Source organism: Corynebacterium sp. HMSC04H06 (assembly GCF_001815935.1).
In the GTDB taxonomy this organism is placed as follows: Bacteria; Actinomycetota; Actinomycetes; order Mycobacteriales; family Mycobacteriaceae; genus Corynebacterium.
The window spans coordinates 84300-107318 of record NZ_KV823421.1 but is presented as its reverse complement, the minus strand read 5'-3'; the positions used below and the strand labels follow the sequence as shown (position 1 = coordinate 107318).

Genomic DNA, 23019 nt, shown 5'->3' with positions numbered 1-23019 from the left:
TGAGGTTGGTCTAACACTCGCCAATCATGCCGTCGCGGGCGTCCATGCAAGCACCGACGTGAGTGTCGTCCTATCTAATAAACGAGGAGCACAAACACCATGGCAAAGATTATCGCCTTCGATGAAGAGGCCCGCCGCGGCCTGGAAAGCGGCCTGAATACCCTGGCCGACGCCGTCAAGGTCACCCTGGGCCCGAAGGGCCGCAACGTTGTGTTGGAGAAGTCCTGGGGCGCTCCGACCATTACCAACGATGGCGTTTCCATCGCACGCGAGATTGAGCTGGAAGATGCTTACGAGAAGATCGGTGCCGAGCTGGTCAAGGAAGTAGCGAAGAAGACTGATGATGTTGCCGGTGACGGCACCACCACCGCTACCGTCCTGGCCCAGGCTCTGGTTCGCGAGGGCCTGCGCAACGTCGCGGCTGGCTCCAACCCGATGGGCATCAAGCGCGGCATCGAGTCCGCCACCAAGGCCGTCGTGGACTCGCTGCTGTCTTCGGCCAAGGAGGTCGAGACCCAGGAGCAGATCGCTACCACCGCTGGCATCTCCGCTGCGGACCCGGCTATCGGTGAGAAGATCGCCGAGGCCATGTACACCGTGGGCAACGGCCAGGTGAACAAGGACTCCGTCATTACGGTGGAAGAGTCCAACACCTTCGGTGTGGACCTCGAGGTCACCGAGGGCATGCGCTTCGACAAGGGCTACATCTCCGGCTACTTCGCCACCGACATGGAGCGCCAGGAGGCCGTCCTGGAGGATCCGTACATCCTGCTGGTCTCCTCCAAGATCTCCAACATCAAGGACCTGGTCCCGCTGCTGGAGAAGGTCATGCAGGCCGGCAAGCCGCTGCTGATCATCGCCGAGGACGTCGAGGGCGAAGCCCTGTCCACCCTGGTGGTCAACAAGATCCGCGGCACCTTCAAGTCTGTGGCCGTCAAGGCCCCGGGCTTCGGCGACCGCCGCAAGGCCACCCTGCAGGACATGGCCATCCTGACCGGCGGCCAGGTCATTTCCGAGGAGGTCGGCCTGTCCCTGGAGACCGCCGACCTGCCGCTGCTGGGCCAGGCCCGCAAGGTCGTTGTCACCAAGGATGACACCACCATCGTCCAGGGCGCCGGTGCCCAGGAGCAGATCGACGGCCGCATCAAGCAGATCCGCGCCGAGATCGAGAACTCCGATTCCGACTACGACCGCGAGAAGCTGCAGGAGCGCCTGGCCAAGCTGTCCGGCGGCGTGGCCGTCCTGAAGGTCGGTGCCGCCACCGAGGTCGAGCTCAAGGAGCGCAAGCACCGCATCGAGGACGCTGTCCGCAACGCGAAGGCAGCCGTCGAGGAGGGCATCGTCGCCGGCGGCGGCGTGGCTCTGCTGCAGGCGGCTTCCGCCCTGGACAGCCTGTCCGACCTGACCGGCGACGAGGCCACCGGCGTCAAGATCGTCCGTGAGGCCCTGTCCGCTCCGCTGAAGCAGATTGCCTACAACGCCGGCCTGGAGCCGGGCGTGGTGGCCGACAAGGTTGCTTCCCTGCCGGCTGGCGAGGGCCTGGACGCCTCCACCGGCGAGTACGTCAACCTGATGGAGAAGGGCATCAACGACCCGGTAAAGGTCACCCGCTCTGCCCTGCAGAACGCGGCCTCCATCGCGGGCCTGTTCCTGACCACCGAGGCCGTCGTGGCTGACAAGCCGCAGCCGGCCGGTGCGGGCGACGCCGCAGCTGCTGCCGATGCCATGGGTGGCATGGGCGGCTTCTAAGTCCACAATCAGCCCATAAAGCTAAGGCCGCCTCCCACCCAGGGGGGCGGCCTTTTGGCGTATGTATCTCGCCTTAAATGGCTTTACAGCACCCGTTTAACAGTTGTTCAGACTTAAGATTTCGTCCCCGTGAAAGCCAGGGATCCAGACCTTAAATTACCCCTGTAATAGGGTGGCGGCCCAGGGGATTCTGACGCTGAAACCTTGGAAATTTGGGTAGGTTTATCGCGGCGAAACAAATGTCTGTTACGTAGAAATCTGTGAATGAAAAAAATTCCTGGAATTCTCGTACAAAACTGCAGGAAAAGCGGGGGTGGCACACCTGAACCGCCTAAATATTAAGTGTCGAGTGTGGCGTGAGTTTTTGGTGTTAAATAAATTATGGAGAAATACTCCGGTTGACGTTCGGAAATATTGTGGCAAAATTACTTCGTGTGACGCCCGCAGGGTGTCTGCAAAACCGCAAACCCTCTCCGGCGTAAGTCGGAACTAGATTAGGAGTTCAATATGGATCTCTCTCTCATCCAGACTCACATCGACAACTTCGTTGACACCTGGGAAGGCTGGGGCAAGGTCTTCAACGCTATTCCGAACATTGTCAACAATCTGTTCAACGGCGTCTTCTTCCTGTCCTCTAACCCGGAGGCTGGCGACTTCTTCCCGAACACTGCTGCGAACGTAGATGCCTCTGAGGCTGCCGCTGAGGCTGCCGCTGAGGCTGCTGAGAAGTAATTCTCTGATATCGCAGACACCATCAATCAACTCTAAATAAGGAGAAATAAAATGGAGAACGCTCTCGATTTCTTTGCTGGTTCTTCCGCCTTCGCTGCAGATCTGGCCCGCTTCACCGACTTCATGGCACCGCTGGTTGATCTCGGCAAGGGTCTGTCCCAGCTGATCGGCATGTTCGTCTAAGAACAATGCTCTAACTGCTTGAAGCAGTTGGCTTGAGACCCCGTCTTCGGACGGGGTCTTTTTGATCGTTGGTGCACAGTAGATGTCTAGATCGGCGCGCCAGAATGGGGTGGGGAGGTTACACTTAATACATGGCTGAACACAAAGACGACGAACTTCCCGAGATCGACTTGGCGCAGACCGACGGCTACGTCGTCGACGACTCTGATGAGGATGACCCGGCGCTGATTATGCCGGATGGCTCGCCGGTCCAGACCTGGCGGGAAAACTACCCTTATGACGAGCGCATGACGCGCGACGAATACGAGTCCACTAAGCGTGCGCTCCAGATCGAGCTGCTGAAGTGGCAGAACTGGACCAAGGAAACGGGCCAGCGCCACATTATCCTCTTTGAGGGCCGCGACGCCGCGGGCAAGGGCGGTACCATTAAGCGCTTCAACGAGCACCTCAACCCGCGTGGTGCGCGCACGGTGGCCCTGGAGAAGCCGTCCCCGCGCGAGTCGACCTCCTGGTACTTCCAGCGCTATATCCAGCACTTCCCGGCCGGCGGGGAAATCGTCTTCTTCGACCGTTCCTGGTACAACCGCTCCGGCGTTGAGCGCGTCATGGGCTTTTGCACCGAGTCGCAGCACGCTGAGTTCCTCCGCGAGGTGCCGATGTTGGAGAACATGATCCTAGGCTCTGGCATCTCCCTGACCAAGCTGTGGTTCTCCGTGACCCGGAAGGAACAGCGCACCCGCTTTGCCATCCGCCAGATCGACCCGGTGCGCCAGTGGAAGCTCTCGCCAATGGACCTAGCTTCCTTGGACAAGTGGGATGACTACACCCGCGCCAAGGAAGAGCAGTTCCGCTACACGGATACGGACGAGTCCCCGTGGATCACCATCAAGTCGAATGACAAGAAGCGCGCCCGCATCAACGCCATGCGCTACGTTTTGTCCAAGTTCGAGTACACGAACAAGGACCACTCCGTCGTGGGCGAGGTAGACGAGAACATCGTCAAGCGCGGCCGCGACCAGATCGGTGACTAGGAGGAAGTTTCCTAAGGGTTAATCTCGTCGTCACCCTGCGGTGAAGCGGGTAGGGAAGAGTTATTGGGGTGAATAACTCTTCCCGTTTTTTCGTCAGCTTGCTGTGCATCGCGGTCCTTGCTGCACCGGTGGCGCACGCGCAGTCGTCTGTGTCTTCTACTTCGTCTCTATCCTCTTTGTCCTCGTTGTCGTCGGGTTCTTCGTTGAGCTCGTCGTCTAGTTCTTCTTCTGTTTCTGATCCTGATGCTGACTCGGGGGACCGGGTCCTCTGGTCGGAGGGCTTCGACGCGGTGCCTAATCCCGCGAAGTTCACGCACAACGTGCCGGAGGGCTGGTCGGTGGCGACGTCCGGGGTCAGGTCTGGGGAGGCGCGTTGGAAAGGGTGGGCGCTGTCCACCATCCGGGACTGGACCTGGGCGGCCGGGACGGACATGCGCCACTGGTTCACGCAGGCGCACGGCAACGTCGCCATCGTGGATAACAAGCAGCAGCGTCTCAATGAGACCGACTCCATGACCACGGCGCTGCGTAGCCCGGAGATCCCCGTGGGCGGGGAGACCGTGAACCTGGAATTCGATCACCACTACCGGCAGGGTTCCCCGGAGCAGTCGGCGGCGGTGCGCGTGGCTTTCGATGGCGGTGAGGCGCGCGAGGTCGCGGTCTTTTCCGAGGACGTCTTCTCCAAGCACGAGAGCCTGGAGCTCGACGTGCCGGCGGGGGCTAAAACCATGCAGGTAGAATTCGTCTACCGCAACGGCAACGATGACTGGTGGTGGGCGCTGGACAACGTTCAGGTCACGCGCCCGCTCGGGCAGGCGGGCACGCCGGAGGCAGTCGTGGACGTGCTCTCCGACGTGCAGGGAGACCCGGAGGACTACCAGGACGCGGTGCGCCAGCTCAACGGCATGGAGGACAAGGCGGACGCGCTGGTGCTCAACGGGGACTTAGTCGATGACGGCTCGAAGGCGCAGTGGGATGAGTTCCTCGCCGCGCACCGGGCACAGCCGCATGATTCCGGCACGGAGCTGTGGACCATCGGCAACCACGAGATGTACGGGCCCGAAGGCTCGGAGACCTACCTGCAGCGCTTCCTAGAGCACTCGGGCCAGGAGAAGCCCTGGGCGGAGGTCATGGCCAGCGGGGTGCCGCTGATCTCGATCAACACGGAGTACTACTCCGATATCGACCGCGGCGGCAAGGAGCCCTTCCAGCGTCTGTCAGAAGAGCAGCTGGGCTGGCTGGACTCCCGCCTGGGCTTCTGGGAGAGCCGGGGAGTAACCCCGCTGGTGTTTACCCACCCGCTGCTGCCGCAGACGGTGTCGATGTCGCACTCGGCGTGGTACCAAAACGACTTCGAGGACCTAGAAGCGCTCAGTGAGGTGCTCGCCCGACACCCGAATATCGTGGCCTTTACCAGCCACTCGCACTCCTCGTTGCGTCAGAACAACTGGTGGGGTACCTACCGCTACAAAGACGCCGCCTTCCCGGTGGTCAACACCGGGGCGATCCTCAACGAATACCTGCCCGACGGCGACCACGACGAGGAAATCGTGAAGGAGAAGGACGCGGCATCGTCCGGCCTGCGGATAAAGGTCTACCCGGACCGGGTGCGCGTGGAAGCCTGGGATTTCAAGGCCGAGAAGATGCTGAAATTCCAGGACTTCCCGCGTTAGGCGAGCGGCTCGATGGGGTTGCCCTGCCAGGCGGAGTCGCTCGGCACGGCATCGCCGCGCATGACCAGGGAGCCGGGCGCGACGGTCGCGCCGGCCCCGATGGTGGCGGCCGGAAGGGCGACCGAGTGGGCGGCCAGGGTCGCCCCGTCGGAGACGGTGACGGTATCCAGGCTCATCACGCGGTCCTGGAAAAGGTGGGTCTGGACCACCGTGCCGGGGCCCACGGATGCGCCGCGGCCGACCACGCACAGGTCCGTCTCTGGGAACCAGTAGGTCTCAATCCAGGCGCCGCGGCCGATCTTGACCCCCAGCGCACGCAGCGCCAGGTTGATTTCGCCCGCGCCGGTGGTGTGGTTGAAAAACCACGGCGCGGCGACGACCTCCACGAAGGTGTCCTGCAGCTCGTTGAGCCAGACGAACGCCGACCACAGCGGGTGATCCGCGGCGCGGTGTTTACCGACGCAGACCCACTTGGCCACCCAGGCAATCGCCACCGCGACCGCGCCCGCCGCCATGAGGACGAGGCCGCTCAGCGCGATCGCCACGCCCAGGTTGGCGGCCTTGAGCAGCCACAGCAGGGTAGCCAGCACGCCGGCGGCTAGCATGGCCGAGGCCATTGGGGCCAGCAGGCGGAGGGTCTCCACCAGCCCGCGGCCCACCTTCACGCCCAGGCCCGGACGGTAGGTGCGGGACTCGCCGGTGGAGACGTGGGCCTCCACACGGCGCATGCGCTCCGGCGGGGAGCCCCACCAGTTGGCGCCGGCCTTGGACTTCTTCGGGGTCGAGGAGAGCACGGCCACCAAGGAGTTCTTGGACAGCTTGCGGCCCGGGCCCGTCACGCCCGAGTTGCCCAGGAAGGAGCGCTTGCCCACCTTGGACACGCCGGTGAGCATCCAGCCGCCGCCGAGCTCGTAGCCGCCCAGGAGGGTGTCGTCGGCGAGGAACGCGCCGTCCTTGACCTCCGCGAACTTGGGCACCATCACGGCGGTGGAGACCTCCACGTCGGAGCCGATCTTCGCACCCAGGCTACGCAGCCAGGCCGGGGTCAGCTGTCCCGCGTAGAGCGGGAAGAGGTTGGTGCGCGCGTCGTCCATCAGGCGGGTGATGGTCCACGTGCGCCAGCCGGCCGCGGAGCGCACCGGGTTCGTGCCGGGCTTGAGCCCCAGCGAGAACAGCCGCACGCCCGCCCAGGTCAGCGCCAGGTGGACCGCGAAGGCCACCAGCCCGCCCAGCGGTGCGAAAAGCATGGCGCCGACTGCGGGGTTGCCCGGGCCGTTCACCAGCCAGACCACCAGCGCGGCGCCGGCCGCCATAGCGACGATTGGCAGCAGCGACAGCACCACTGAGGTCAGCCCGTAGACCGGCACCCAGCTGGAGCGCCGCGCCGGCGGGTGGTCGGGGAAGCGGTGCTTGGAGCGGCCGACCTTGCGCGCCGGGGAGCCGGACCAGCGCTGGCCCGCCTTGACCTTCTTGGCCCCGGTCACGGTGGAGCCGGTCTCCACGTGGGCATAAGCGCCGATGACCGCGCCGGGCAGCAGGGTCGAGCGCGCGCCGATGCGAGCACCCTCCTTGATGTCGATGGCCCCGACGTGGACGATGTCCCCGTCCACCCAGTAGCCGGACAGGTCCACGCCCGGCTCGATGGCGGCGTGCTTGCCCACCGTCAGCAGCCCGGTCACGGGCGGCAGGGTGTGCAGGTCCACGGACTTGCCAATCTTTACCCCCAGCAGGCGGGCGTAGTTGTTGACCCAGGTAGCGCCCGCGATACCGCGGGAGCCGGAGGCGTCCGCCCAGCGCTCCGCGGCCCAGATGCGCAGGTGCACCGAGCCGCCGCGCGGGTAGTCGCCCGGGGAGATCCCGGCCGTGAGCGCGCGGGCGCCCAAAGCGCCGATGGGGATGCGCCCCAGCGGGGTCGCGAAGACGACCAGCAGGACGGCCACCAGCCACCAGCTGGTGTGCGCGGCGAAATCAACGCCGGCCGCCGCGGCCAGGTTCGAGCCCAGCAGCAGCCAGGCGATCCAGGTCATGCCGGATAGCGTCATGGCGACCACGTTGGTGAGGGTCTGGGCCACGCGGGTCGCGGCCCCCACCGGGGCCACCGAGCGCGGCTCGTGGGTTGCCGGGCGCGGCTCGGCGCCGGCGAGGTGCTCGGCCAGCGAGCCCAGCCGCGGGTGATCGTAGAGCTCGCGCACGGCCACGGTGGGGTAGCGCTCGCGGATCCGGCCGACCAGAGTCGCTGCGGCCAGGGAGGTCCCTCCCAGGGAGAAGAAGTCCGCGTTTTCGTCCTCGACGGACACGCCCAGCACGTCGACCCACAGCTGGGCCAGCCAGGCCTCGGTGGCGGTCAGGCCGGCGCTGTCCACGCCCACGCCGGGCAGTGGCCAGGGCAGGGCCTTCTTGTCCACCTTGCCAGAGGTGCGCACGGGCAGCTCGTCCATAAGGCAGATGCGCGGCACCAGCGCCGCCGGTATGGTCTCGGCTAGTCGCTCGTGCGCCTGGCGCTCGTCGAAGCCCCGCGCGGGCTCTTCCAGGCTCACGTAGCCCACCAGCACGGACTCGCCGCCGGGGGTCTTTTGCACGGCGACGGCGGAGTTGTAGACGTTGTCCAGGGCGGCGACGTTCGCCTCGACCTCGCCGAGCTCAATGCGTCGGCCGCCGATCTTGACCTGGTCGTCCACGCGGCCCACGAAGTAGAGGCCATCTTCTTCCAGCCGCACGTGGTCGCCGGTGCGGTAGGCGCGCTGCCAGCCGAGGGACTCTAGCGGCGCGTATTTCTCCGCGTCCTTGACCGGGTCCAGGTAGGACGCCAGGCCGACGCCGCCGATAACCAGCTCGCCGACCTCGCCGTAAGAAACCGGGTTGCCGGAGCCGTCGATGACGGCCAGATCCCAGCCGTTGAGCGGCAGGCCGATGGAGACGGGCTGGCCGGGCTTGAGCTGCGCGGCGCAGGCGACCACGGTGGCCTCGGTAGGGCCGTAGGTATTCCACATCTCGCGGTCCTCGGTCGCCAGGCGCTCGACCAGCTCCTGCGAGCAGGCTTCGCCGCCCACGATGAGCAGGCGCACGTGATCCAGCGCCTCCGCGGGCCAGAGGCCGGCCAGGGTCGGGACGGTAGAGACGACGGTGATGTCGCGGCGGATGAGCCAGGGGCCCAGATCCATGCCGGAGCGCACCAGCGAGCGCGGGGCCGGCACCAGGCAGGCGCCGTGGCCCCAGGCCAGCCACATCTCCTCGCAGGAGGCGTCGAAGGCTACGGACAGGCCCGCCAGCACGCGGTCGTCCGGGCCGAGCGGGTTGTCGGTCAAAAAGAGCGCGGCCTCCGCGTCCACGAAGGCCGCCGCAGATCGGTTGCTTACCGCCACGCCCTTGGGCTTGCCGGTCGAGCCGGAGGTGAAGATGATCCAGGCGTTATCTCCCGGCTGCGGCTCCTCCAGCGGAGCGGGATCGCGCCGTCGCAGGGCGCGGAAGCCGGCGTCGGTGAACAGGCCGTCGATGTCGGCCTCGCCGAAGACCATCTCGGCGCGCTCGTCCGGGTCGTCCGCGTCCACCGGCACGTAGGCCGCGCCCACCGCCAGGGTGGACACGATGGCCAGGTAGAGATCCCGGTGGCCCGAGGTCATGCGGATGCCAATGCGGTCGCCGCGGCGGATACCCCGGGAGGCCAGCTCAGCGGCCCAGGCGCGGGCGCTGTCGATGAGTTCGGCGTAGGTCATCACCTCGCCGTCGTCGATGGCGGCTGCCTCCGGGAAAAGTTCAGCGGTGGTGCACAGCACGTCCCAGAGAGTCCGCGGGCGCGGGGCTAGGGCACTGGCTAGGTAGTGCTGCGGGACCATTTACGCTTCTTCCTCATCGGCGGCAATGATCGACTTGGCCAGCTTGCGCAGGTGCTTGAGCTGCTTGTTGGTGGAAGAGTCCAGGGCCTCTTCCTCGGCGGAGTCGACCAGCTGGGCCAGTTCCTTCTGGGCCTTGGAACCCTTCTTGGTCGAGGCCACGATCTGGCGGCGGCGGTCCTGCGGGTCGCGCTCGCGCTTGGCCCAGCCGCGCTTTTCCAGCGAGTCCAGGAGGCGGACCATATCGGAGGCATCGATAGCCAAAAGCTCGGACAGGGAGGACTGGGAGGTGGCAGAAGAATCCACCAAGCAGGTCAGCACCCAGTACTCGCGCAGGGTGGTCTGCTTGGTGGACAAGGCGGCCTCGACGCCGTCGCGGGTGCGGCGGCGGAGGCGCTCCAACTGGAAAGACGGGGATTCTAGCAATTCGGTGGGTATTGAGTTCATTCCACCATAGTAACGCCCCTAAGGTCGAAAACCTAAATGATTGGCAGAAGCCAACGATTTAGGCCATCTTGCGACCGCTGGCCTTCCAGTTGTCGGTCCCGCCGACGACGTTGACGGTGTCGAGACCAAAATTCTGCTCCAGGTAGGCGGCCACTTGCAGGCTGCGCCCGCCGGAATGGCAGATGACGTAGACGGGCTTATCACTATCCAGCTCGCCCACGCAGTCGATGATTTCGCCCATCGGGATGTGGGTGGCGCCAGCGGCGTGCTCGGTGGCCCACTCGCTGTCTTCGCGCACGTCGATGAGCTGGGCGCCCGCGGGGACCTCAGTTGGGTTAACGTTACGCATAATAAGGACTAGCCCTGGTAGCGCTCGATGGCGGCGGCGTGGATCTTCTCTGCTTCTTCCTTGTTGCCCCAGCCGGAACCGGTGACCTCCTTGTTGGGCTCCAAGTCCTTGTAGCGGGTGAAGAAGTGCTCGATCTCGTCCTTGATGTGCTGCTCGACGTCGTCGATGTCCTGGTAGCGCTCCCAACGCGGGTCATCGACCACGGCCAGCAGCTTGTCGTCGCCGCCGGCTTCATCGGTCATCTTGAACACGCCGACGATGCGGGCTTCCACGATGACGCCCGGGAAGACCGGCTCGGGCAGGAGAACCAGAGCGTCGAGCGGATCCCCGTCCTCGCCCAGGGTGTGGTCGATGAAACCGTAGTCCGCCGGGTAGGCCATCGGGGTGAACAGGTAGCGATCCAGGTAGATCTTGCCGGTCTCGTGGTCCACCTCGTACTTGTTGCGGGAGCCCTTCGGGATCTCGATGGTTACTTCAACGCTCACGTTGTACCTCCATGAAAAGAAATGCAGATTGGCAGTAATGATTCTAGTGAACATCCTAGCGTGCGCCCGGGGTAGGGTATTAGGCGATGAAGGCAAAACATGTGTGGTGGACCCTGGCTGCCGTGGTCACCGCCGCGGCAGTGGGCACGACCGCGGCGGTGGGTATCACGGTCCAGCAGGCCTACAGCGACTTAGACCACGGCGAGGCGTATGCCGTCTCCGCCCCTGGAGACGCGCTCACCCCGGCCACCCCGGGTGACATCGACGCTGCCGCGCTCGTGGGCGAAATCGAGGCCCTGGACAAGGACGGCCTGGCCAATTACGGCGCGCAGATCATCGACACCACGGACGGGGCGGTGCTGTGGGAAAAGGACGCGGGCAAAGCCCTCGTCCCCGCCTCCATCACCAAGGTGCTGACCACGGCCGCGGCCACGCTGGCCTTGGACGAGAACGAGCGGCTGCGCACCGATATCGTCCGCGACGGCGACGACGTCATCATTAAGTCCGCCGGCGACGTGTGGATGACGCACGAGCAGTTGGACCGCGCGGCGGAAGAGATCGGAAGTGCTTCCCGCGTGCTGATCGACAACTCCGTCTGGTCCGGCCCCGATCAGGCCACCGGCTGGGACCCGGCGAACGTGGACGAGGGCTACGTCGCCCCCATGCAGCCGTCCATGATTAACGGCGGCCGCTTGGGTGCCACCGAAGGCGACGTTCCGCGCAGCCACCAGCCGGCCCGCGACGTCGCCCAGCAGCTGGCCGATCGCCTGGGCGCGGAGGCCGGCGAGGGCACTGCCCCGGAGGGCGCGCAGATCGCGGCCACCATCGAATCCGAGCCGCTGTCCCTGCGCGCCGAGCAGATGGTTAAGCACTCCGACAACGTCGCGGCCGAGGCTATCGCCCGCGAGCTCGCCCTCCACCAGGGCAAGCCGGCCAGCTTCCAAGGCGCGACCGAGGCCACCTTCGAGGTCCTACACGATGCCGGCTACGACCTGAGCGGGGCGCACCTGGAGGACAACTCTGGCCTTTCTTCGGGCAACCGCCTGAACGCCCAGCTGCTGGCCCACCTGGTCGAGCACGCCGCTGCGGACGCGGACCTGCGCCCGCTGCTGACCTACCTGCCGGTCGCCGGCGGGGAGGGCACCCTTTACGAACGCTACGGCGACCTGGCGGGCAAGGGCTACGTGCGTGCCAAGACCGGCACGCTCACGGGCACCGCCGCCCTGGCCGGCACCGCCCAGGGCCAGTCCGGCCGCATCTACGCCTTCGCTTTGCTGACCAACGACGGCGAGCTGCTGCCCGCCCGCGCCAACCAGGACGCGCTGACCAGCATCCTGGCCAAGTACTAGCCATGGCCGAGCCCTTCTGGCCGCGGAAATCCCCGCACTTTCTGGCCTGCCGCACCGCGGTGCGGCCCTTCACGGAGGGCTATCCCGCTGTCACCGTCGGGTTGTCGGGCGGGGCGGACTCCTTCGCCCTGACCGCCGCCCTGGCGGCCGAGTACGGAGAGCACAAAGACAGAATCACCGCCGTCTCCGTCGATCACGGCCTGCAGCCCGGCTCGCGGGAGGTATCCGAACGCGCGGTGGAGGCGGCGCGGCAGCTGGGCGTGGCCGGGGAGGTCGTTACCGTCGACGTGCCCGAACCCACCGAGGCCGCCGCCCGGGTCGCGCGGTACCAGGCGCTTGGCACGGAAAGGCCCGTCCTGGTCGCCCACACCGCCGACGACCAGGCGGAAACCCTGCTGCTGGGAGCCCTGCGCGGCAAGGCGACGGGTATGCGGAAGGTGGATAACAACGTCTGGCGGCCGTTCCTTAGTATCAGGAGAGCCGACACTGCGGGCGCGTGCCGGGAGCTGGGCTATCCCCCCTGGCAGGATCCACAGAACGCCGATGCCCGCTTCCGCCGCGTGGCTATCCGTACCCAGGTCCTGCCGCTGCTGCGCGACATCATCGGCGGGGATCCCACCCCAGCGCTGGCTCAGGCGGCCGCGGACGTCGCCGCCGACGACGAGCTGCTTAGCCCCGCGCGCCTAACCGACGACTGCGCGGAGCTGGCCGCGCTGGCCGAGCCGCAGCGCCGCCGCGCGATTGCCGGCTGGCTGAACGCGCACGGCGTGCCGGTGAGCCGGGCGGCCATCCGGGGCATCGACAAGCTGTGCACCGACTGGCACGGCCAGGGTCCGGTGGCGGTGCAGAGCTTGGAAGTGCTGCGCCGAGGTGGCAAACTGTCACTGGTAGAAGCGAAGAAGAAAGGTCACCCCACCATGACTCTGCACGAGGCCAAGGACTACTCCGTGCCGGATAAGCGGTACGGCGCTGATGTGGAAGCGGTCCTGCTCTCCGAAGACGACATCGCCCGTCGCGTCCAAGAAATGGCCGACAAGGTCTCCGAACACTACCGCGACGCCGAGGACGAGCTGCTGCTGGTCTGCGTGCTCAAGGGCGCGGCCTATTTCCTCACGGACTTCTCTCGGGCGCTGTCCATCCCGGCCCAGCTGGAGTTCATGGCGGTTTCCTCCTACGGCAACTCCACCTCGTCTTCCGGCGTGGTGCGCATCCTCAAGGACCTGGACCGGGACATCGCGGACCGCGACGTGCTCATCGTCGAAGACATCATCGACTCCGGCCTGACCCTGTCCTGGCTCATCGGCAACCTACAAAACCGTAACCCGAAGTCCCTGCAGGTGGTCTCCCTCCTGCGCAAGCCCGAGGTCGTCAAGGCCAAGCTGGACCTGTTCGACGTCGGCTTCGACATCCCCAACGAGTTCGTGGTGGGCTACGGCCTCGATTTCGCCGAGCGCTACCGCGACCTGCCGTTCGTGGGCACCCTGCACCCTAGTGTCTACAGCAACAACTAGACTTATTCCTTGATGAAAAACCAGAAAATCCTCCGCTATGGCGGCATTGCGGCGATCCTGCTCATCGCCCTGTACGCCTTTACCTTCCTGACCGACGACACCCGCGGCTACGAGCCGGCGGATACGTCGGTGGCCATCCAGCAGCTGCAGGACGGCAACGTGAAGGAAGCCCAGATCGACGACCGCGAACAGCGGCTGCGCCTGGAGCTGAAAAAGCCCATCACGGTAGACGACCGCGAGGACGTCGAGCAGATCGTCGCGAAGTACCCGGCCCGGGCCAGCGAGCAGATCTTCAACGCGGTCAAGGACACCGACGCCGAGAAGTACGAGACCAACGTGACCCAGGAATCCTTCCTGGGCTCCATGCTCAGCTTCTTGCTGCCCATGCTCTTGCTGTTTGGCCTCCTGTTCTTCTTCATGTCCCGCATGCAGCAGGGCGGGGGAATGTTCGGCATCGGCGGCAACAAGGCCAAAGAGCTCACCAAGGACATGCCGACCAACACCTTCGAGGACGTGGCCGGCGCGGACGAGGCCGTCGACGAGCTCCAAGAAATCCGCGACTTCCTGGAGGATCCGACCCGCTACCACGAGCTGGGTGCCAAGATCCCGCGCGGCGTGCTGCTCTACGGCCCGCCCGGCACCGGTAAGACCCTCCTGGCCCGCGCCGTGGCCGGCGAGGCGGGCGTGCCCTTCTATTCCATCTCCGGCTCGGACTTCGTGGAGATGTTCGTGGGTGTGGGTGCCTCCCGCGTGCGCGACCTGTTCAAGCAGGCCAAGGAGCACAGCCCGTGCATCATCTTCGTCGACGAGATCGACGCCGTCGGCCGCCAGCGCGGATCCGGCATGGGCGGCGGCCACGACGAGCGCGAGCAGACCCTGAACCAGCTGCTGGTGGAGATGGACGGCTTCGGCGACCGCGAGGGCGTCATCCTCATCGCCGCGACCAACCGCCCGGACATCCTGGACCCGGCGCTGCTGCGCCCGGGCCGCTTCGACCGCCAGATCCCGGTCACCGCCCCGGACCTGGCCGGCCGCGAGCAGATTCTGCGCGTGCACTCCAAGAACAAGCCGCTGGGCAAGGACGTGGACGTCACCCAGCTGGCCAAGCGCACCGCCGGCATGTCCGGCGCCGACCTGGCCAACGTGCTCAACGAGGCCGCGCTGCTGACCGCCCGCATCGGCGGCAACGTAATCACCGCCGACGCCCTCGAGGAGGCCACCGACCGCGTGGTGGGCGGCCCGCGCCGCCAGTCCAAGATCATCTCCGAGCAAGAGAAGAAGGTCACCGCCTACCACGAGGGCGGGCACACCCTGTCCGCGTGGGCGCTCAAGGACATCGAGCGCGTCTACAAGGTCACCATCCTGGCCCGCGGCCGCACCGGCGGCCACGCCATGACTGCCCAGGAAGACGACAAGGGCATGTACACCCGGGACGAGATGTTCGCCCGCCTGGTCTTCGCCATGGGCGGCCGCGCCGCCGAGGAGCTGGTCTTCGGCCACCCGACCACCGGCGCTTCCGCCGATATCGAGCAGGCCACCAAGATCGCGCGAGCCATGATCACCGAATACGGCTTCTCCCCGGAGCTGGGCACCGTGAAGTACGGCCAGGAACAGGGCGATCCCTTCGGCGGGCGCCCGGGCGGGACCAGCGAATACTCCGAGCAGGTCGCCGCCAAGATCGATGAGCAGATGCACTACCTGCTCGACCGCGCCCACCAGCAGGCCTACGAGATCCTGGCCGAGCACCGCGACTACCTGGACGCTTTGGCCACCGAGCTGCTGGAGAAGGAAACGTTGCGCCGCCCGGACCTGGAGCGCCTGTTTACCGATATCGTCCCGCGCGAGTCCTACGATGTCTTCCCGGGCGAGAACGTGCGCTTCCCGCAGCAGGCCGGTCGCGAGCCGGTCAAGACCCCGGTGGAGCTGGCCAAGGAGCGCGGCGAGGAGCTGCCTAAGCGCATGACGCTGCTGGACGCTTCCCGCGCGGCCCGGGAGCGCCGGGAGGCCGGCGAGACCCCGTCCGGCGAGTACGGATTCAACTTCGGCGAGCACGCCGGGGACTATGAAAAGGACCGCGACGATGACTAATTCCTTCGACCAGCCGCGCGCCGAGGCGGCTATCCGCGAACTCCTGTTGGCCGTGGGCGAAGACCCGGACCGCGAGGGCCTGCAGGAGACCCCGGCCCGCGTGGCCCGCTCGTACGCGGAGATCTTCGCCGGTCTGCACGTGGATCCCACCGAGGTGCTGCACAAGACCTTCGCCGAGAACCACGAAGAGTTGGTCCTGGTGCGCGATATCCCGATCTATTCCACCTGCGAGCACCACCTGGTGCCCTTCTACGGCGTGGCCCACATCGGCTATATCCCCGGCAAGGGTGGGCACGTCACCGGCCTGTCCAAGCTGGCCCGCCTGGCGGATATGTACGCCAAGCGCCCCCAGGTGCAGGAGCGCCTGACCACCCAAATCGCCGACGCGCTGACCGATACCCTGGGAGCGCAGTCGGTTATCGTGGTCATCGAGTGCGAGCACCTGTGCATGGCCATGCGGGGCATCCGCAAGCCGGGCGCGACCACCACGACGTCCGCCGTGCGCGGCGGGTTCAAAACCAACGCGGCCTCACGCGCTGAGGTCATGAGCCTAATCCGGAGCTAACACCATGTCGATTGCAGATCTGTCCGCCCCGACCGACCGCACGCTGGTCATGGGGATTGTCAACGTGACCGAGGATTCCTTCTCCGACGGCGGCAAGTGGCTGGCTGTCGACGACGCCATCGCGCACGCCCACGAGCTCGTGGCCCAGGGCGCGGACATCATCGACGTCGGCGGCGAGTCCACCCGCCCGGGGGCTACCCGCGTGGACGCGGGCGTCGAGCGCGACCGCGTCACCCCGGTGATCAAGGCCCTGCACGAAGACGGGATCCTCACCTCCGTGGACACCATGCGCGCCAGCGTGGCGGCCGCCTCCGCCGAGGCCGGCGTGGATCTGCTCAACGACGTCTCCGGCGGTCTGGCCGATCCGGACATGTTCCGCGTGATGGGCGAGACCGACCTGCCCGTGTGCCTGATGCACTGGCGCACCGTCCGCTTCGGCGACGCCGCGGGCGCGGCCGACCACGGCGGCGACGTCGTGCGCGACGTGCACAACGTCCTGGACGATCTGGTCGACAAGGCGCTGCAGGCCGGCGTGAGCGAGAACAACATCAGCATCGACCCGGGCCTGGGATTCGCCAAGACCCCGCAGGACAACTGGGCGCTGCTGAACGCCCTGCCCGAATTCATCGACGGGCCTTACCCGGTGCTCGTCGGCGCTTCCCGGAAGCGTTTCCTGACCGGCATTCGTAAAAACCGCGACCTGCCGGCCGGCCCGACCGAGGCCGATCCCGCCACCGCCGCCGTGACCGCGCTGTCCGCCCAGCTGGGCGCGTGGTGCGTGCGCGTGCACGAGGTTGCCGTCTCCCGCGACGCCGTCGATGTCGCCGCCGCCTGGAAGCTCGGCGCGGATTACCAGGGGAACTAATGGCAGACCGCATTGAGCTCACCGGCCTCGAGTGCTACGGCTACCACGGGGTCTTCGACCACGAGAAGCGGGATGGCCAGAAGTTCCTCGTCGACATCACCTGCTGGTTGAGCTTCAGCCCGAACGACGACCTGGCCGAGACCATCAACTACGCGGAGCTGGCGGATCTCGCCGCCGGGATCGTCGAGGGCGAGCCCTACGATCTCATCGAGACCGTCGCCTCCCGGATTGCCGACGCCGCAATGGAAACCTACGAGCAGCTCTTCGCGGTCGAGGTGACCGTGCACAAGCCGCAGGCACCCATCGAGCGCACCTTCGGTGACGTCGCCGTCGTCGCCCGGCGCTCGAAGAAGACCATTCGGAGGGGCTAATGCGCGCGGTACTATCCATCGGCTCCAACATGGACGACCGAGAAAAACTCTTGGAGACCGTCTTCCGCGAATTCGCGGACCAGACGGTGGCGGCCTCGCCCGTCTATTCCACCCCGCCGTGGGGCGTTACCGACCAGGACGAATTCCTCAACGCGGTGCTCATCGTCGACGTGGAGGAGACCCCGATCGAGCTGCTGCGCCGCGGCCAAAAGCTCGAGCAGGCCGCCGACCGCCAGCGCATCCGCCACTGGGGCCCGCGCACCCTGGACGTCGACATCGTCGACATCGACGACTACGTCAGCGACGACCCCGCGCTGACCGTGCCGCACCCGTACGCCCACCAGCGCGCCTTCGTCCTCGTCCCGTGGCTGGCGGCCGACCCGGACGCGCGCCTGAACGGCGTGCCCGTCCGCGATCTGATCGCGAAGCTGGACCCGGCCGAGGTCTCGAAGATCAAGGAACGCTAAGTGAAACGCACCTCCATTGGAATGCTCGTCGGGGTAGGGCTCTTCGTGGCCGCCGCGGCCGCGATTCTGACCGGCCGCTTCTACGGCTCCATGCTGGCCATCCCCGCGACGGTGTCTATCACCCTGTGGGTCATGACCGCGCTCTGCCTAGGCCTGGCGTGGAAGGTGCGGCAGGCCAAAAACGACGACGGCATCGGCCTGGACCGCACCCAGCTGAACCCGCTGACGATTGCCCAGTTCATGCTGGTGGCGAAGGCCTCGGCGTGGACCGGAACCATCGTCGGTGGCGCGTACGCAGGCATTGCCTGCTACGTCGTCCCGAACGCCGGCCGCCTGGCCGCTGCCTCCGACGATCTGACCGGCGTGTTGGCTTCCGCCCTGGGTGGGCTGGCCATGGCGATCGCGGGAGTGGTTTTGGAGCGATACTGCGAAGTCCCTCCGCCCGAAACGGGATCGGACGCGTTAGAGTAGTACCCATGAATAACCAGACCGATCGCGGCCAGATTGGGCTCGCAGTGCTGGTGGTGCTCGCAATTGTTGCCAGCATCGTCATGCTCATTGCCGGTTCCGACGCCGCGCTAAAGATCGCACTTCTCGCCGCTCTGTGGGCCGCTGTGATCGGGTTCTTCCTTGTCACCCGCTACCGCCGCCTGGCCCAGAAGAGTGAGGACGAGCTCGCCTACCGCGAGAAGCTCCACCAGGCGGAGCTGGAAAAGGTGCAGACCGCCGAAGAACCGGAGGTCCTCGCCGAGATCCGCGAGCAGCTGAGCACCATCCGCAAGCAGCTGGAGGATCTGTCGGGCCGCGAGTTCGGCTACGAGCCGGCCGCCCTGCGCGCCGAGGCCCGCCGCATCATGGAGCTCGAAGACAACTTCAAGCAGACCTCCGCCGGCGCCCCCTCCGAGGACGCCATCGCCGGCCGCCTGGGCAACCAGACGCCGCAGGAGACCCCGCTCGAGGAGATTATCAAGGAAAAGCAGGAAGCCGAGGAGCCAAAGCAGGAAGGCCCCACCTTCCAGACTGACTCCTTCCAGGCCGTGCGCTGGGATACCGGTGGGGATCCGGAAGTGAGCAAGCCGAAGGAAGAAAAGCGCGGCCGCCGCCGCCAGGACGCTCACCGCGAGGGCTCGGTCTCCGTCGCGGAGCTCATAGCCGAGATGAAGAAAAAGAAGTAGCCGTGGACGCACCGCGCATGCGCATCGGGGTGATCGGTGACTCCGCCCCTGGAAAGCTCTTCGCCGAACGCCTGGCCCAAGCCGGCCACAAGGTCGGCACCGCCGCGGACGCGGAAGCCCTCATCCTGGCGGTGGAGGAAGACCGGCTGTCGGTGGCCATCGACGAGGCGGCAGGTTTCGTTTCCTCCGGCACCATCGTCATGCACACCTGCCTGACCCGGGGCGCGCAGGCCCTCGATGCCCTGGAGACCCGCGGCGCTATCGTCGCCGCTGTCTGCCCGGTCGATGACGAGGCCTGGGCCGTCGATGCCCTGGACGAGCTCGGCGAGACCGTCGCCACCCTCTTGGTCTTCGAGGCGCACGGGAAATACATGCTGCTCGATGATGCCGACCGCCCCGGCTTCGTCGCCGGGCTCTACAAGCGGGAGATGCTGCGCGAGATCCTCGCCCGGGAGGGCGGCGGAAACGACTACGTGCCGCTGAGCGCGCAGCAGATAATGGCCGGTTACAACGGGGAACCCGCCTACCTAGGCTATGCCCGCCGGCTGGCAGAATTGCGCGGGGACATCGAACTAGAATTCTGGGGGAACAATGATCGAAACCAGTGACCTTGCCAAGATCCGCATGGTCGGCAGCGCGTACGCGAAAACCGGCCGGCCCGTCGTGCTGGTCATCCTGGGCGACGGAGTGCACGCCGGCCACCAGGCGCTCATCCGCGCGGCCCGCGCCATCCGCTCGGCCGTCGTGGTCGTTGCACTGCGGGAAGGCGGCGCCCCCGACGCCGACGTGGTCTGGCACTACGATGCCGAGACCCTCTGGCCGTACGGAAAAACCGTCACCGTTCCGACCCCCGACCGGGGCCTGGAGCCCGTTCAGGACCTAGCGCTGCCGCTGGCGCTCATCGGCGCGCTACGTCCCTCCGACGTCGTGGTCGGGGAGAAGGACTACGAATACAACCTGGCCTTAAACCAGGCCGTGCGCGATCTGCACCTGGGCGTTAGCCTCCACGGCGTGCCCACCGTCCGCACTGCCGAGGGCGTGGCGATGAGCCTGCGCAACACCCGCCTGCCCGCCGAGCACCGCACCGCTGCCACCGTGATCTCCGCCGCGCTGACCGCCGGGGCGCACGCGGCAGAAGCCGGCGCCGAGCACGTCCTCGAGGTCACCGAGTCCGTCCTTCGCTCCGCCGGCGTGGATCCCGACTACGTCGCCGTGCGTGGCAAGGATCTTGGGCCCGCACCCGAGCAGGGCGATGCCCGCCTCCTCGTCGCCACCACCCTGGGAGGGATCCGGCTTATCGACAACGTCGGCCTGCCGCTGGGCGTGGGCTTCAAAAACTGGGACGAGTACCAGTCAGAGCAGCTCCGCGATGAAGCCGAGTTGCTCCGGTCCGACGTCCGCGGGCAGTAGCGGCACCTCCACGGTCGGCAGGCCCAGGCTTTTTAAGGCCTCGTCCTCGACCCGCCGGCGGGCATCCATAAAGCTGCCCTGCCCTTTCGGCGAGCGTCGGTTAACAATCACGCCGCCGATGGTCATGCCGCTCTTCCGGAGCTGGGAGTAGAACTGCTTGGTCTCTAGCACCGGCAGCCGCTCGGGAGTCAGAACTAGGTAAAACTCCGAGTCCTGCTGCAGCGTTTCCCGCAGTCGCACGAAGCGCTCCCGCCGGCGCCACAGGATGCTTCGAATTTCCTGGTTGCGCTTGTCCACCTTGTCGGTGTCTCCACCCAGTCCGCGCACCAGCGAGGTGAACCGGTCCGAGCGGTCCCGCCGCTCCAGCAGCCCGTCGGTCCACGCCTGCATGATTTCCGGCAGCTCCACCAGGCGGGCGGTGTGGCCGCTGGGGGCGGTGTCGAAGATGATGCGCTCGTATCCGCTATTGACCAGGTCCGCCATCCGCTCCAGCAGCGCGGATTCGTGCGTGCCGGGCGACTGCCGCGCCAGGTCCAGGTGGTGGTCGACCTGCGAGTGCAGCCGCTGCGGCATCATCTTCTGCATGGTTGACCGGACCTCGGTCAGGTGCTTTTCCGTGACCTCGGCCGGGTCAACCTCCACGATGTCGAGGCGGTCGGCGACTGCCGTGGGGGCATCATTCAGTGAGACATCCCAGAGGTAGCCCAGGTTGTGCGCCGGGTCCGTGGAGACCAGCAGCGTCGAATACTGCTGCGCGGCCTTCCACGCCGCGGCGGCCGCCAGCGTGGTCTTGCCAACGCCGCCCTTGCCGCCGAAAAACGTCACGGGCTTTAGCAGCATGAGATTCCCTCCAGCGGGGAACGGTCCATCCCCATGCGCCGGTGCCAGTCGTGGAACTCGTCGTAGACGACCGGCAACAGCTCCAGCGTGTAGTAGGACGCCGGGTTGGGCACGCCGAGCGCCTCTGACAGCACCAGCAGCAGGAACAGGTCATCCTCTTCCTGCCTCGCCTTCGCGAAGGTCGCGCGGTAGGGGCCGGCGTAGAAATCCTGGAGAAGTTGCCGCAGGCTCATTGGACCGGCTCCGGTTGCCGCCGCGCCCGCTTGAGGGAAGCGAGCGCCTCGACGGTGACCCACAGCGCGGCGATGAGGATGATAATGTCCATGACCAGCAGCAGCCAGTTCTGCTCCTGCCAGAAGGTGCCGAGCTGAATGATGAGTGCCCATACGGACATGACCATGAGGAAGGCGAAGGGGATGAGCACCGGCAGCGTGGGGCGGCGCAGGTAGGTCAGGATGACCGCCAGGACGGCCAGGGTCAGGCCCGCCATCAGCTGGTTGGTGGTGCCGAACAGCGGCCAGATGGTCATGCCGCCCGAGCCGTCGGTGCCCTGGGAGAAGGTCAGCGTGAAGGCGACGCCGACCGCAATCAAGGTTGCGACGAGCGCACCGATCTTCACCCCGACGACCTCGCCGATTTCCTGGACCACCAGGCGCTGCAGGCGGATGCCCGAGTCCATGGTGGTGGCGGCGAAGAGCACCGCCATGGTCGCGAGAATGGTCGCCGACAGCGAGGTCGGGATACCCAGGCCCTCGTTCATCAGCGAGCCACCGCCGGCGACGAAGGCGTCCACGCCCCCGGCGTTGAATTCGTGGTAGATCTCTTCCCAGTCACGGAGGGTCTTGAAGCCGGCCGTGGTCGTGATAATCGTGCCCAGGGACAGCAGGCCCTCGCCGACCGCGCCGAAATATCCGACAAATCGGGCGTCGGTTTCCTTGTCCAGCTGCTTCGAGGAGGTGCCTGAGGCCACCACGCCGTGGAATCCGGAGATGGCGCCGCAGGCGATGGTGACGAACAGCAGCGGGAAGATGGGCGGGGTGCCGTCTGGGACGGCACCGTTAAGCGCGGGGGCGACTATGTCCGGGGCGGTGACCAGGAAGGCGCCGTAGAGGATGCCCAGGCCGATGAAGAGCTGCAGGCCGTTGATGTAATCGCGCGGCTGGAGCAGCACCCAGACCGGAAGGAGGGAAGCCGCGAAAGCGTAGATGAACAGCGCGATGATCCAGACGCCGTTGGCCGGAATTCCGAGCACGGTCTCCGGAAGCACCACCGGCATGCGGTCGCCGATAATCATCAGCGCGTAGAGGGCCACGACGCCGACGATGGAGACCACCGGCAGGTTCCAGTTAAAACGGTAGATGGCCTGGCCGATGAGCAGCGCCACGACGATGGCGCCCCAGGTCGGGATGACCGCGGTCGGGGTGGAGACCAGCAGGTTGGAGATGACCACCGCGAAGGCGGTGTTGACCATCAGCAGGAGCAGGAAGATTACGACCAGGAAGAGGTTGCGCCCGCGGGAGCCGATGTAGCGGCCCGAGAGCGTACCGATGGACTGGCCGTTGTGGCGCTGCGATGCCCACAGCGCGCCGAGGTCGTGCATTCCGGCCATGAGGACGGTGCCGATGGTCACCCACAGGAACGCGGGTAGCCAGCCCCAGATGACGGCCACGGCCGGGCCGATGATGGGGGCTGCGCCGGCGACGGAGGTGAAGTGGTGCCCCCACAGGACGTACTTGTTGGTGGGGACGTAATCCACGCCGTCGCGCATGGTGTGCGCGGGGGTGGCGTAGTCGGGGGAGAGTCGGAAAATTCGGTTTCCTAGGAAGCGGGAATAGAGAAAGTATCCGGCGGCCATCATGACGATGCCGATGGCAGCGAGGATGAGTGAGTTCATGGTAT

The 23019-nt window shown here is 66.3% G+C and carries 22 protein-coding genes and 2 pseudogenes; 17 read left to right on the top strand and 7 right to left on the bottom strand.

Annotated features, from left to right (window positions below):
• Positions 1-99 precede the first annotated feature (99 nt).
• The 5 genes from groL to HMPREF3067_RS05295 all read left to right on the top strand — a co-directional run bounded on the left by groL (position 100) and on the right by HMPREF3067_RS05295 (position 5368).
• The gene (gene groL / locus HMPREF3067_RS05310) at positions 100-1749 is read left to right on the top strand and encodes a chaperonin GroEL (protein WP_070768681.1); all 1650 of its coding nucleotides are present in this window, start codon (positions 100-102) and stop codon (positions 1747-1749) included.
• A gap of 507 nt (positions 1750-2256) precedes the next feature.
• A complete protein-coding gene (locus HMPREF3067_RS05305) occupies positions 2257-2481 on the top strand; it encodes a hypothetical protein (protein WP_070768680.1) in 225 nt (74 codons plus the stop codon).
• Between the two features lie 51 nt (positions 2482-2532).
• Positions 2533-2664 carry a hypothetical protein gene (locus HMPREF3067_RS11605; RefSeq protein ID WP_256381267.1) on the top strand — a complete coding sequence of 44 codons (132 nt, stop codon included), beginning with the start codon at positions 2533-2535 and terminating at the stop codon, positions 2662-2664.
• A gap of 131 nt (positions 2665-2795) precedes the next feature.
• Complete coding sequence (gene ppk2 / locus HMPREF3067_RS05300; RefSeq protein ID WP_070768679.1) at positions 2796-3695, top strand: polyphosphate kinase 2; 900 nt, start codon at positions 2796-2798, stop codon at positions 3693-3695.
• 290 nt (positions 3696-3985) lie between these two features.
• The gene (locus tag HMPREF3067_RS05295; RefSeq protein WP_246819242.1) at positions 3986-5368 is read left to right on the top strand and encodes a metallophosphoesterase family protein; all 1383 of its coding nucleotides are present in this window, start codon (positions 3986-3988) and stop codon (positions 5366-5368) included.
• On the opposite strand, the gene HMPREF3067_RS05290 is transcribed toward HMPREF3067_RS05295, so the two are convergent.
• From HMPREF3067_RS05290 to HMPREF3067_RS05275, 4 genes are read right to left on the bottom strand one after another with little or no spacing between them, the layout of a single operon-like run.
• Positions 5365-9201 carry a Pls/PosA family non-ribosomal peptide synthetase gene (locus tag HMPREF3067_RS05290; RefSeq protein ID WP_070768677.1) on the bottom strand — a complete coding sequence of 1279 codons (3837 nt, stop codon included), beginning with the start codon at positions 9199-9201 and terminating at the stop codon, positions 5365-5367. The two genes, HMPREF3067_RS05295 and HMPREF3067_RS05290, sit on opposite strands and share 4 nt — an antisense overlap.
• Positions 9202-9645 carry a MarR family winged helix-turn-helix transcriptional regulator gene (locus HMPREF3067_RS05285; protein ID WP_070768676.1) on the bottom strand — a complete coding sequence of 148 codons (444 nt, stop codon included), beginning with the start codon at positions 9643-9645 and terminating at the stop codon, positions 9202-9204.
• Between the two features lie 58 nt (positions 9646-9703).
• A complete protein-coding gene (locus tag HMPREF3067_RS05280; RefSeq protein WP_070768675.1) occupies positions 9704-9994 on the bottom strand; it encodes a rhodanese-like domain-containing protein in 291 nt (96 codons plus the stop codon).
• Between the two features lie 8 nt (positions 9995-10002).
• Entirely contained in the window at positions 10003-10479 is a 477-nt protein-coding gene (locus tag HMPREF3067_RS05275) for an inorganic diphosphatase (RefSeq protein WP_070768674.1), read from the bottom strand.
• 86 nt (positions 10480-10565) lie between these two features.
• Between HMPREF3067_RS05275 and dacB the strand changes: the two genes are divergently transcribed.
• The 12 genes and pseudogenes from dacB to HMPREF3067_RS05220 all read left to right on the top strand — a co-directional run bounded on the left by dacB (position 10566) and on the right by HMPREF3067_RS05220 (position 20280).
• Complete coding sequence (gene dacB, locus HMPREF3067_RS05270) at positions 10566-11828, top strand: D-alanyl-D-alanine carboxypeptidase/D-alanyl-D-alanine endopeptidase (RefSeq protein ID WP_070768673.1); 1263 nt, start codon at positions 10566-10568, stop codon at positions 11826-11828.
• 2 nt (positions 11829-11830) lie between these two features.
• A pseudogene (gene tilS, locus HMPREF3067_RS10970) lies at positions 11831-12709 on the top strand (tRNA lysidine(34) synthetase TilS); the annotation flags it as partial.
• Between the two features lie 42 nt (positions 12710-12751).
• Complete coding sequence (gene hpt / locus HMPREF3067_RS05265; protein ID WP_070768710.1) at positions 12752-13339, top strand: hypoxanthine phosphoribosyltransferase; 588 nt, start codon at positions 12752-12754, stop codon at positions 13337-13339.
• A gap of 12 nt (positions 13340-13351) precedes the next feature.
• Positions 13352-15346: pseudogene (gene ftsH / locus HMPREF3067_RS05260) on the top strand (ATP-dependent zinc metalloprotease FtsH); the annotation flags it as partial.
• A gap of 73 nt (positions 15347-15419) precedes the next feature.
• Positions 15420-15992, top strand: coding sequence for a GTP cyclohydrolase I FolE (gene folE, locus HMPREF3067_RS05255; RefSeq protein ID WP_070768672.1), 573 nt, complete (start codon positions 15420-15422; stop codon positions 15990-15992).
• 4 nt (positions 15993-15996) lie between these two features.
• Positions 15997-16857 carry a dihydropteroate synthase gene (gene folP / locus HMPREF3067_RS05250; protein ID WP_070768671.1) on the top strand — a complete coding sequence of 287 codons (861 nt, stop codon included), beginning with the start codon at positions 15997-15999 and terminating at the stop codon, positions 16855-16857.
• On the top strand, positions 16857-17228 hold the full coding sequence (folB, locus tag HMPREF3067_RS05245) for a dihydroneopterin aldolase (RefSeq protein ID WP_070768670.1): 372 nt from the start codon (positions 16857-16859) through the stop codon (positions 17226-17228). Before folP ends, folB begins: the two co-directional genes overlap by 1 nt.
• The gene (folK, locus tag HMPREF3067_RS05240; RefSeq protein WP_070768669.1) at positions 17228-17695 is read left to right on the top strand and encodes a 2-amino-4-hydroxy-6-hydroxymethyldihydropteridine diphosphokinase; all 468 of its coding nucleotides are present in this window, start codon (positions 17228-17230) and stop codon (positions 17693-17695) included. The genes folB and folK overlap by 1 nt, the downstream gene beginning before the upstream one ends.
• Entirely contained in the window at positions 17696-18166 is a 471-nt protein-coding gene (locus HMPREF3067_RS05235) for a DUF3180 domain-containing protein (RefSeq protein ID WP_070768668.1), read from the top strand. It begins immediately after the preceding gene.
• A gap of 5 nt (positions 18167-18171) precedes the next feature.
• Entirely contained in the window at positions 18172-18870 is a 699-nt protein-coding gene (locus tag HMPREF3067_RS05230) for a DUF6779 domain-containing protein (protein ID WP_070768667.1), read from the top strand.
• A gap of 2 nt (positions 18871-18872) precedes the next feature.
• A complete protein-coding gene (locus tag HMPREF3067_RS05225; RefSeq protein WP_083319145.1) occupies positions 18873-19478 on the top strand; it encodes a Rossmann-fold NAD(P)-binding domain-containing protein in 606 nt (201 codons plus the stop codon).
• Entirely contained in the window at positions 19462-20280 is an 819-nt protein-coding gene (locus HMPREF3067_RS05220) for a pantoate--beta-alanine ligase (RefSeq protein WP_070768666.1), read from the top strand. Before HMPREF3067_RS05225 ends, HMPREF3067_RS05220 begins: the two co-directional genes overlap by 17 nt.
• Here the strand turns inward: HMPREF3067_RS05220 and HMPREF3067_RS05215 are convergent.
• The 3 genes from HMPREF3067_RS05215 to HMPREF3067_RS05205 are packed head-to-tail and all read right to left on the bottom strand — an operon-like array spanning position 20224 to position 23014.
• The gene (locus HMPREF3067_RS05215; RefSeq protein ID WP_070768665.1) at positions 20224-21120 is read right to left on the bottom strand and encodes an ArsA family ATPase; all 897 of its coding nucleotides are present in this window, start codon (positions 21118-21120) and stop codon (positions 20224-20226) included. The two genes, HMPREF3067_RS05220 and HMPREF3067_RS05215, sit on opposite strands and share 57 nt — an antisense overlap.
• Complete coding sequence (locus HMPREF3067_RS05210; protein WP_070768664.1) at positions 21111-21353, bottom strand: cory-CC-star protein; 243 nt, start codon at positions 21351-21353, stop codon at positions 21111-21113. The genes HMPREF3067_RS05215 and HMPREF3067_RS05210 overlap by 10 nt, the downstream gene beginning before the upstream one ends.
• A complete protein-coding gene (locus HMPREF3067_RS05205) occupies positions 21350-23014 on the bottom strand; it encodes a carbon starvation CstA family protein (protein ID WP_070768663.1) in 1665 nt (554 codons plus the stop codon). The genes HMPREF3067_RS05210 and HMPREF3067_RS05205 overlap by 4 nt, the downstream gene beginning before the upstream one ends.
• Between the last annotated feature and the right edge of the window lie 5 nt (positions 23015-23019).

Excerpts from the sequence above, each read along its gene's own strand:
- ppk2 (WP_070768679.1), top strand. The coding sequence starts at position 2,796 with ATGGCTGAACACAAAGACGACGAACTTCCCGAGATCGACTTGGCGCAG.
- HMPREF3067_RS05290 (WP_070768677.1), bottom strand. The coding sequence starts at position 9,201 with ATGGTCCCGCAGCACTACCTAGCCAGTGCCCTAGCCCCGCGCCCGCGG.
- folE (WP_070768672.1), top strand. The coding sequence starts at position 15,420 with ATGACTAATTCCTTCGACCAGCCGCGCGCCGAGGCGGCTATCCGCGAA.
- HMPREF3067_RS05220 (WP_070768666.1), top strand. The coding sequence starts at position 19,462 with ATGATCGAAACCAGTGACCTTGCCAAGATCCGCATGGTCGGCAGCGCG.
- folP (WP_070768671.1), top strand. The coding sequence starts at position 15,997 with ATGTCGATTGCAGATCTGTCCGCCCCGACCGACCGCACGCTGGTCATG.
- HMPREF3067_RS11605 (WP_256381267.1), top strand. The coding sequence starts at position 2,533 with ATGGAGAACGCTCTCGATTTCTTTGCTGGTTCTTCCGCCTTCGCTGCA.
- folB (WP_070768670.1), top strand. The coding sequence starts at position 16,857 with ATGGCAGACCGCATTGAGCTCACCGGCCTCGAGTGCTACGGCTACCAC.
- HMPREF3067_RS05215 (WP_070768665.1), bottom strand. The coding sequence starts at position 21,120 with ATGCTGCTAAAGCCCGTGACGTTTTTCGGCGGCAAGGGCGGCGTTGGC.
- HMPREF3067_RS05280 (WP_070768675.1), bottom strand. The coding sequence starts at position 9,994 with ATGCGTAACGTTAACCCAACTGAGGTCCCCGCGGGCGCCCAGCTCATC.
- dacB (WP_070768673.1), top strand. The coding sequence starts at position 10,566 with ATGAAGGCAAAACATGTGTGGTGGACCCTGGCTGCCGTGGTCACCGCC.
- HMPREF3067_RS05210 (WP_070768664.1), bottom strand. The coding sequence starts at position 21,353 with ATGAGCCTGCGGCAACTTCTCCAGGATTTCTACGCCGGCCCCTACCGC.
- HMPREF3067_RS05205 (WP_070768663.1), bottom strand. The coding sequence starts at position 23,014 with ATGAACTCACTCATCCTCGCTGCCATCGGCATCGTCATGATGGCCGCC.
- HMPREF3067_RS05285 (WP_070768676.1), bottom strand. The coding sequence starts at position 9,645 with ATGAACTCAATACCCACCGAATTGCTAGAATCCCCGTCTTTCCAGTTG.
- folK (WP_070768669.1), top strand. The coding sequence starts at position 17,228 with ATGCGCGCGGTACTATCCATCGGCTCCAACATGGACGACCGAGAAAAA.
- HMPREF3067_RS05305 (WP_070768680.1), top strand. The coding sequence starts at position 2,257 with ATGGATCTCTCTCTCATCCAGACTCACATCGACAACTTCGTTGACACC.
- groL (WP_070768681.1), top strand. The coding sequence starts at position 100 with ATGGCAAAGATTATCGCCTTCGATGAAGAGGCCCGCCGCGGCCTGGAA.
- HMPREF3067_RS05230 (WP_070768667.1), top strand. The coding sequence starts at position 18,172 with ATGAATAACCAGACCGATCGCGGCCAGATTGGGCTCGCAGTGCTGGTG.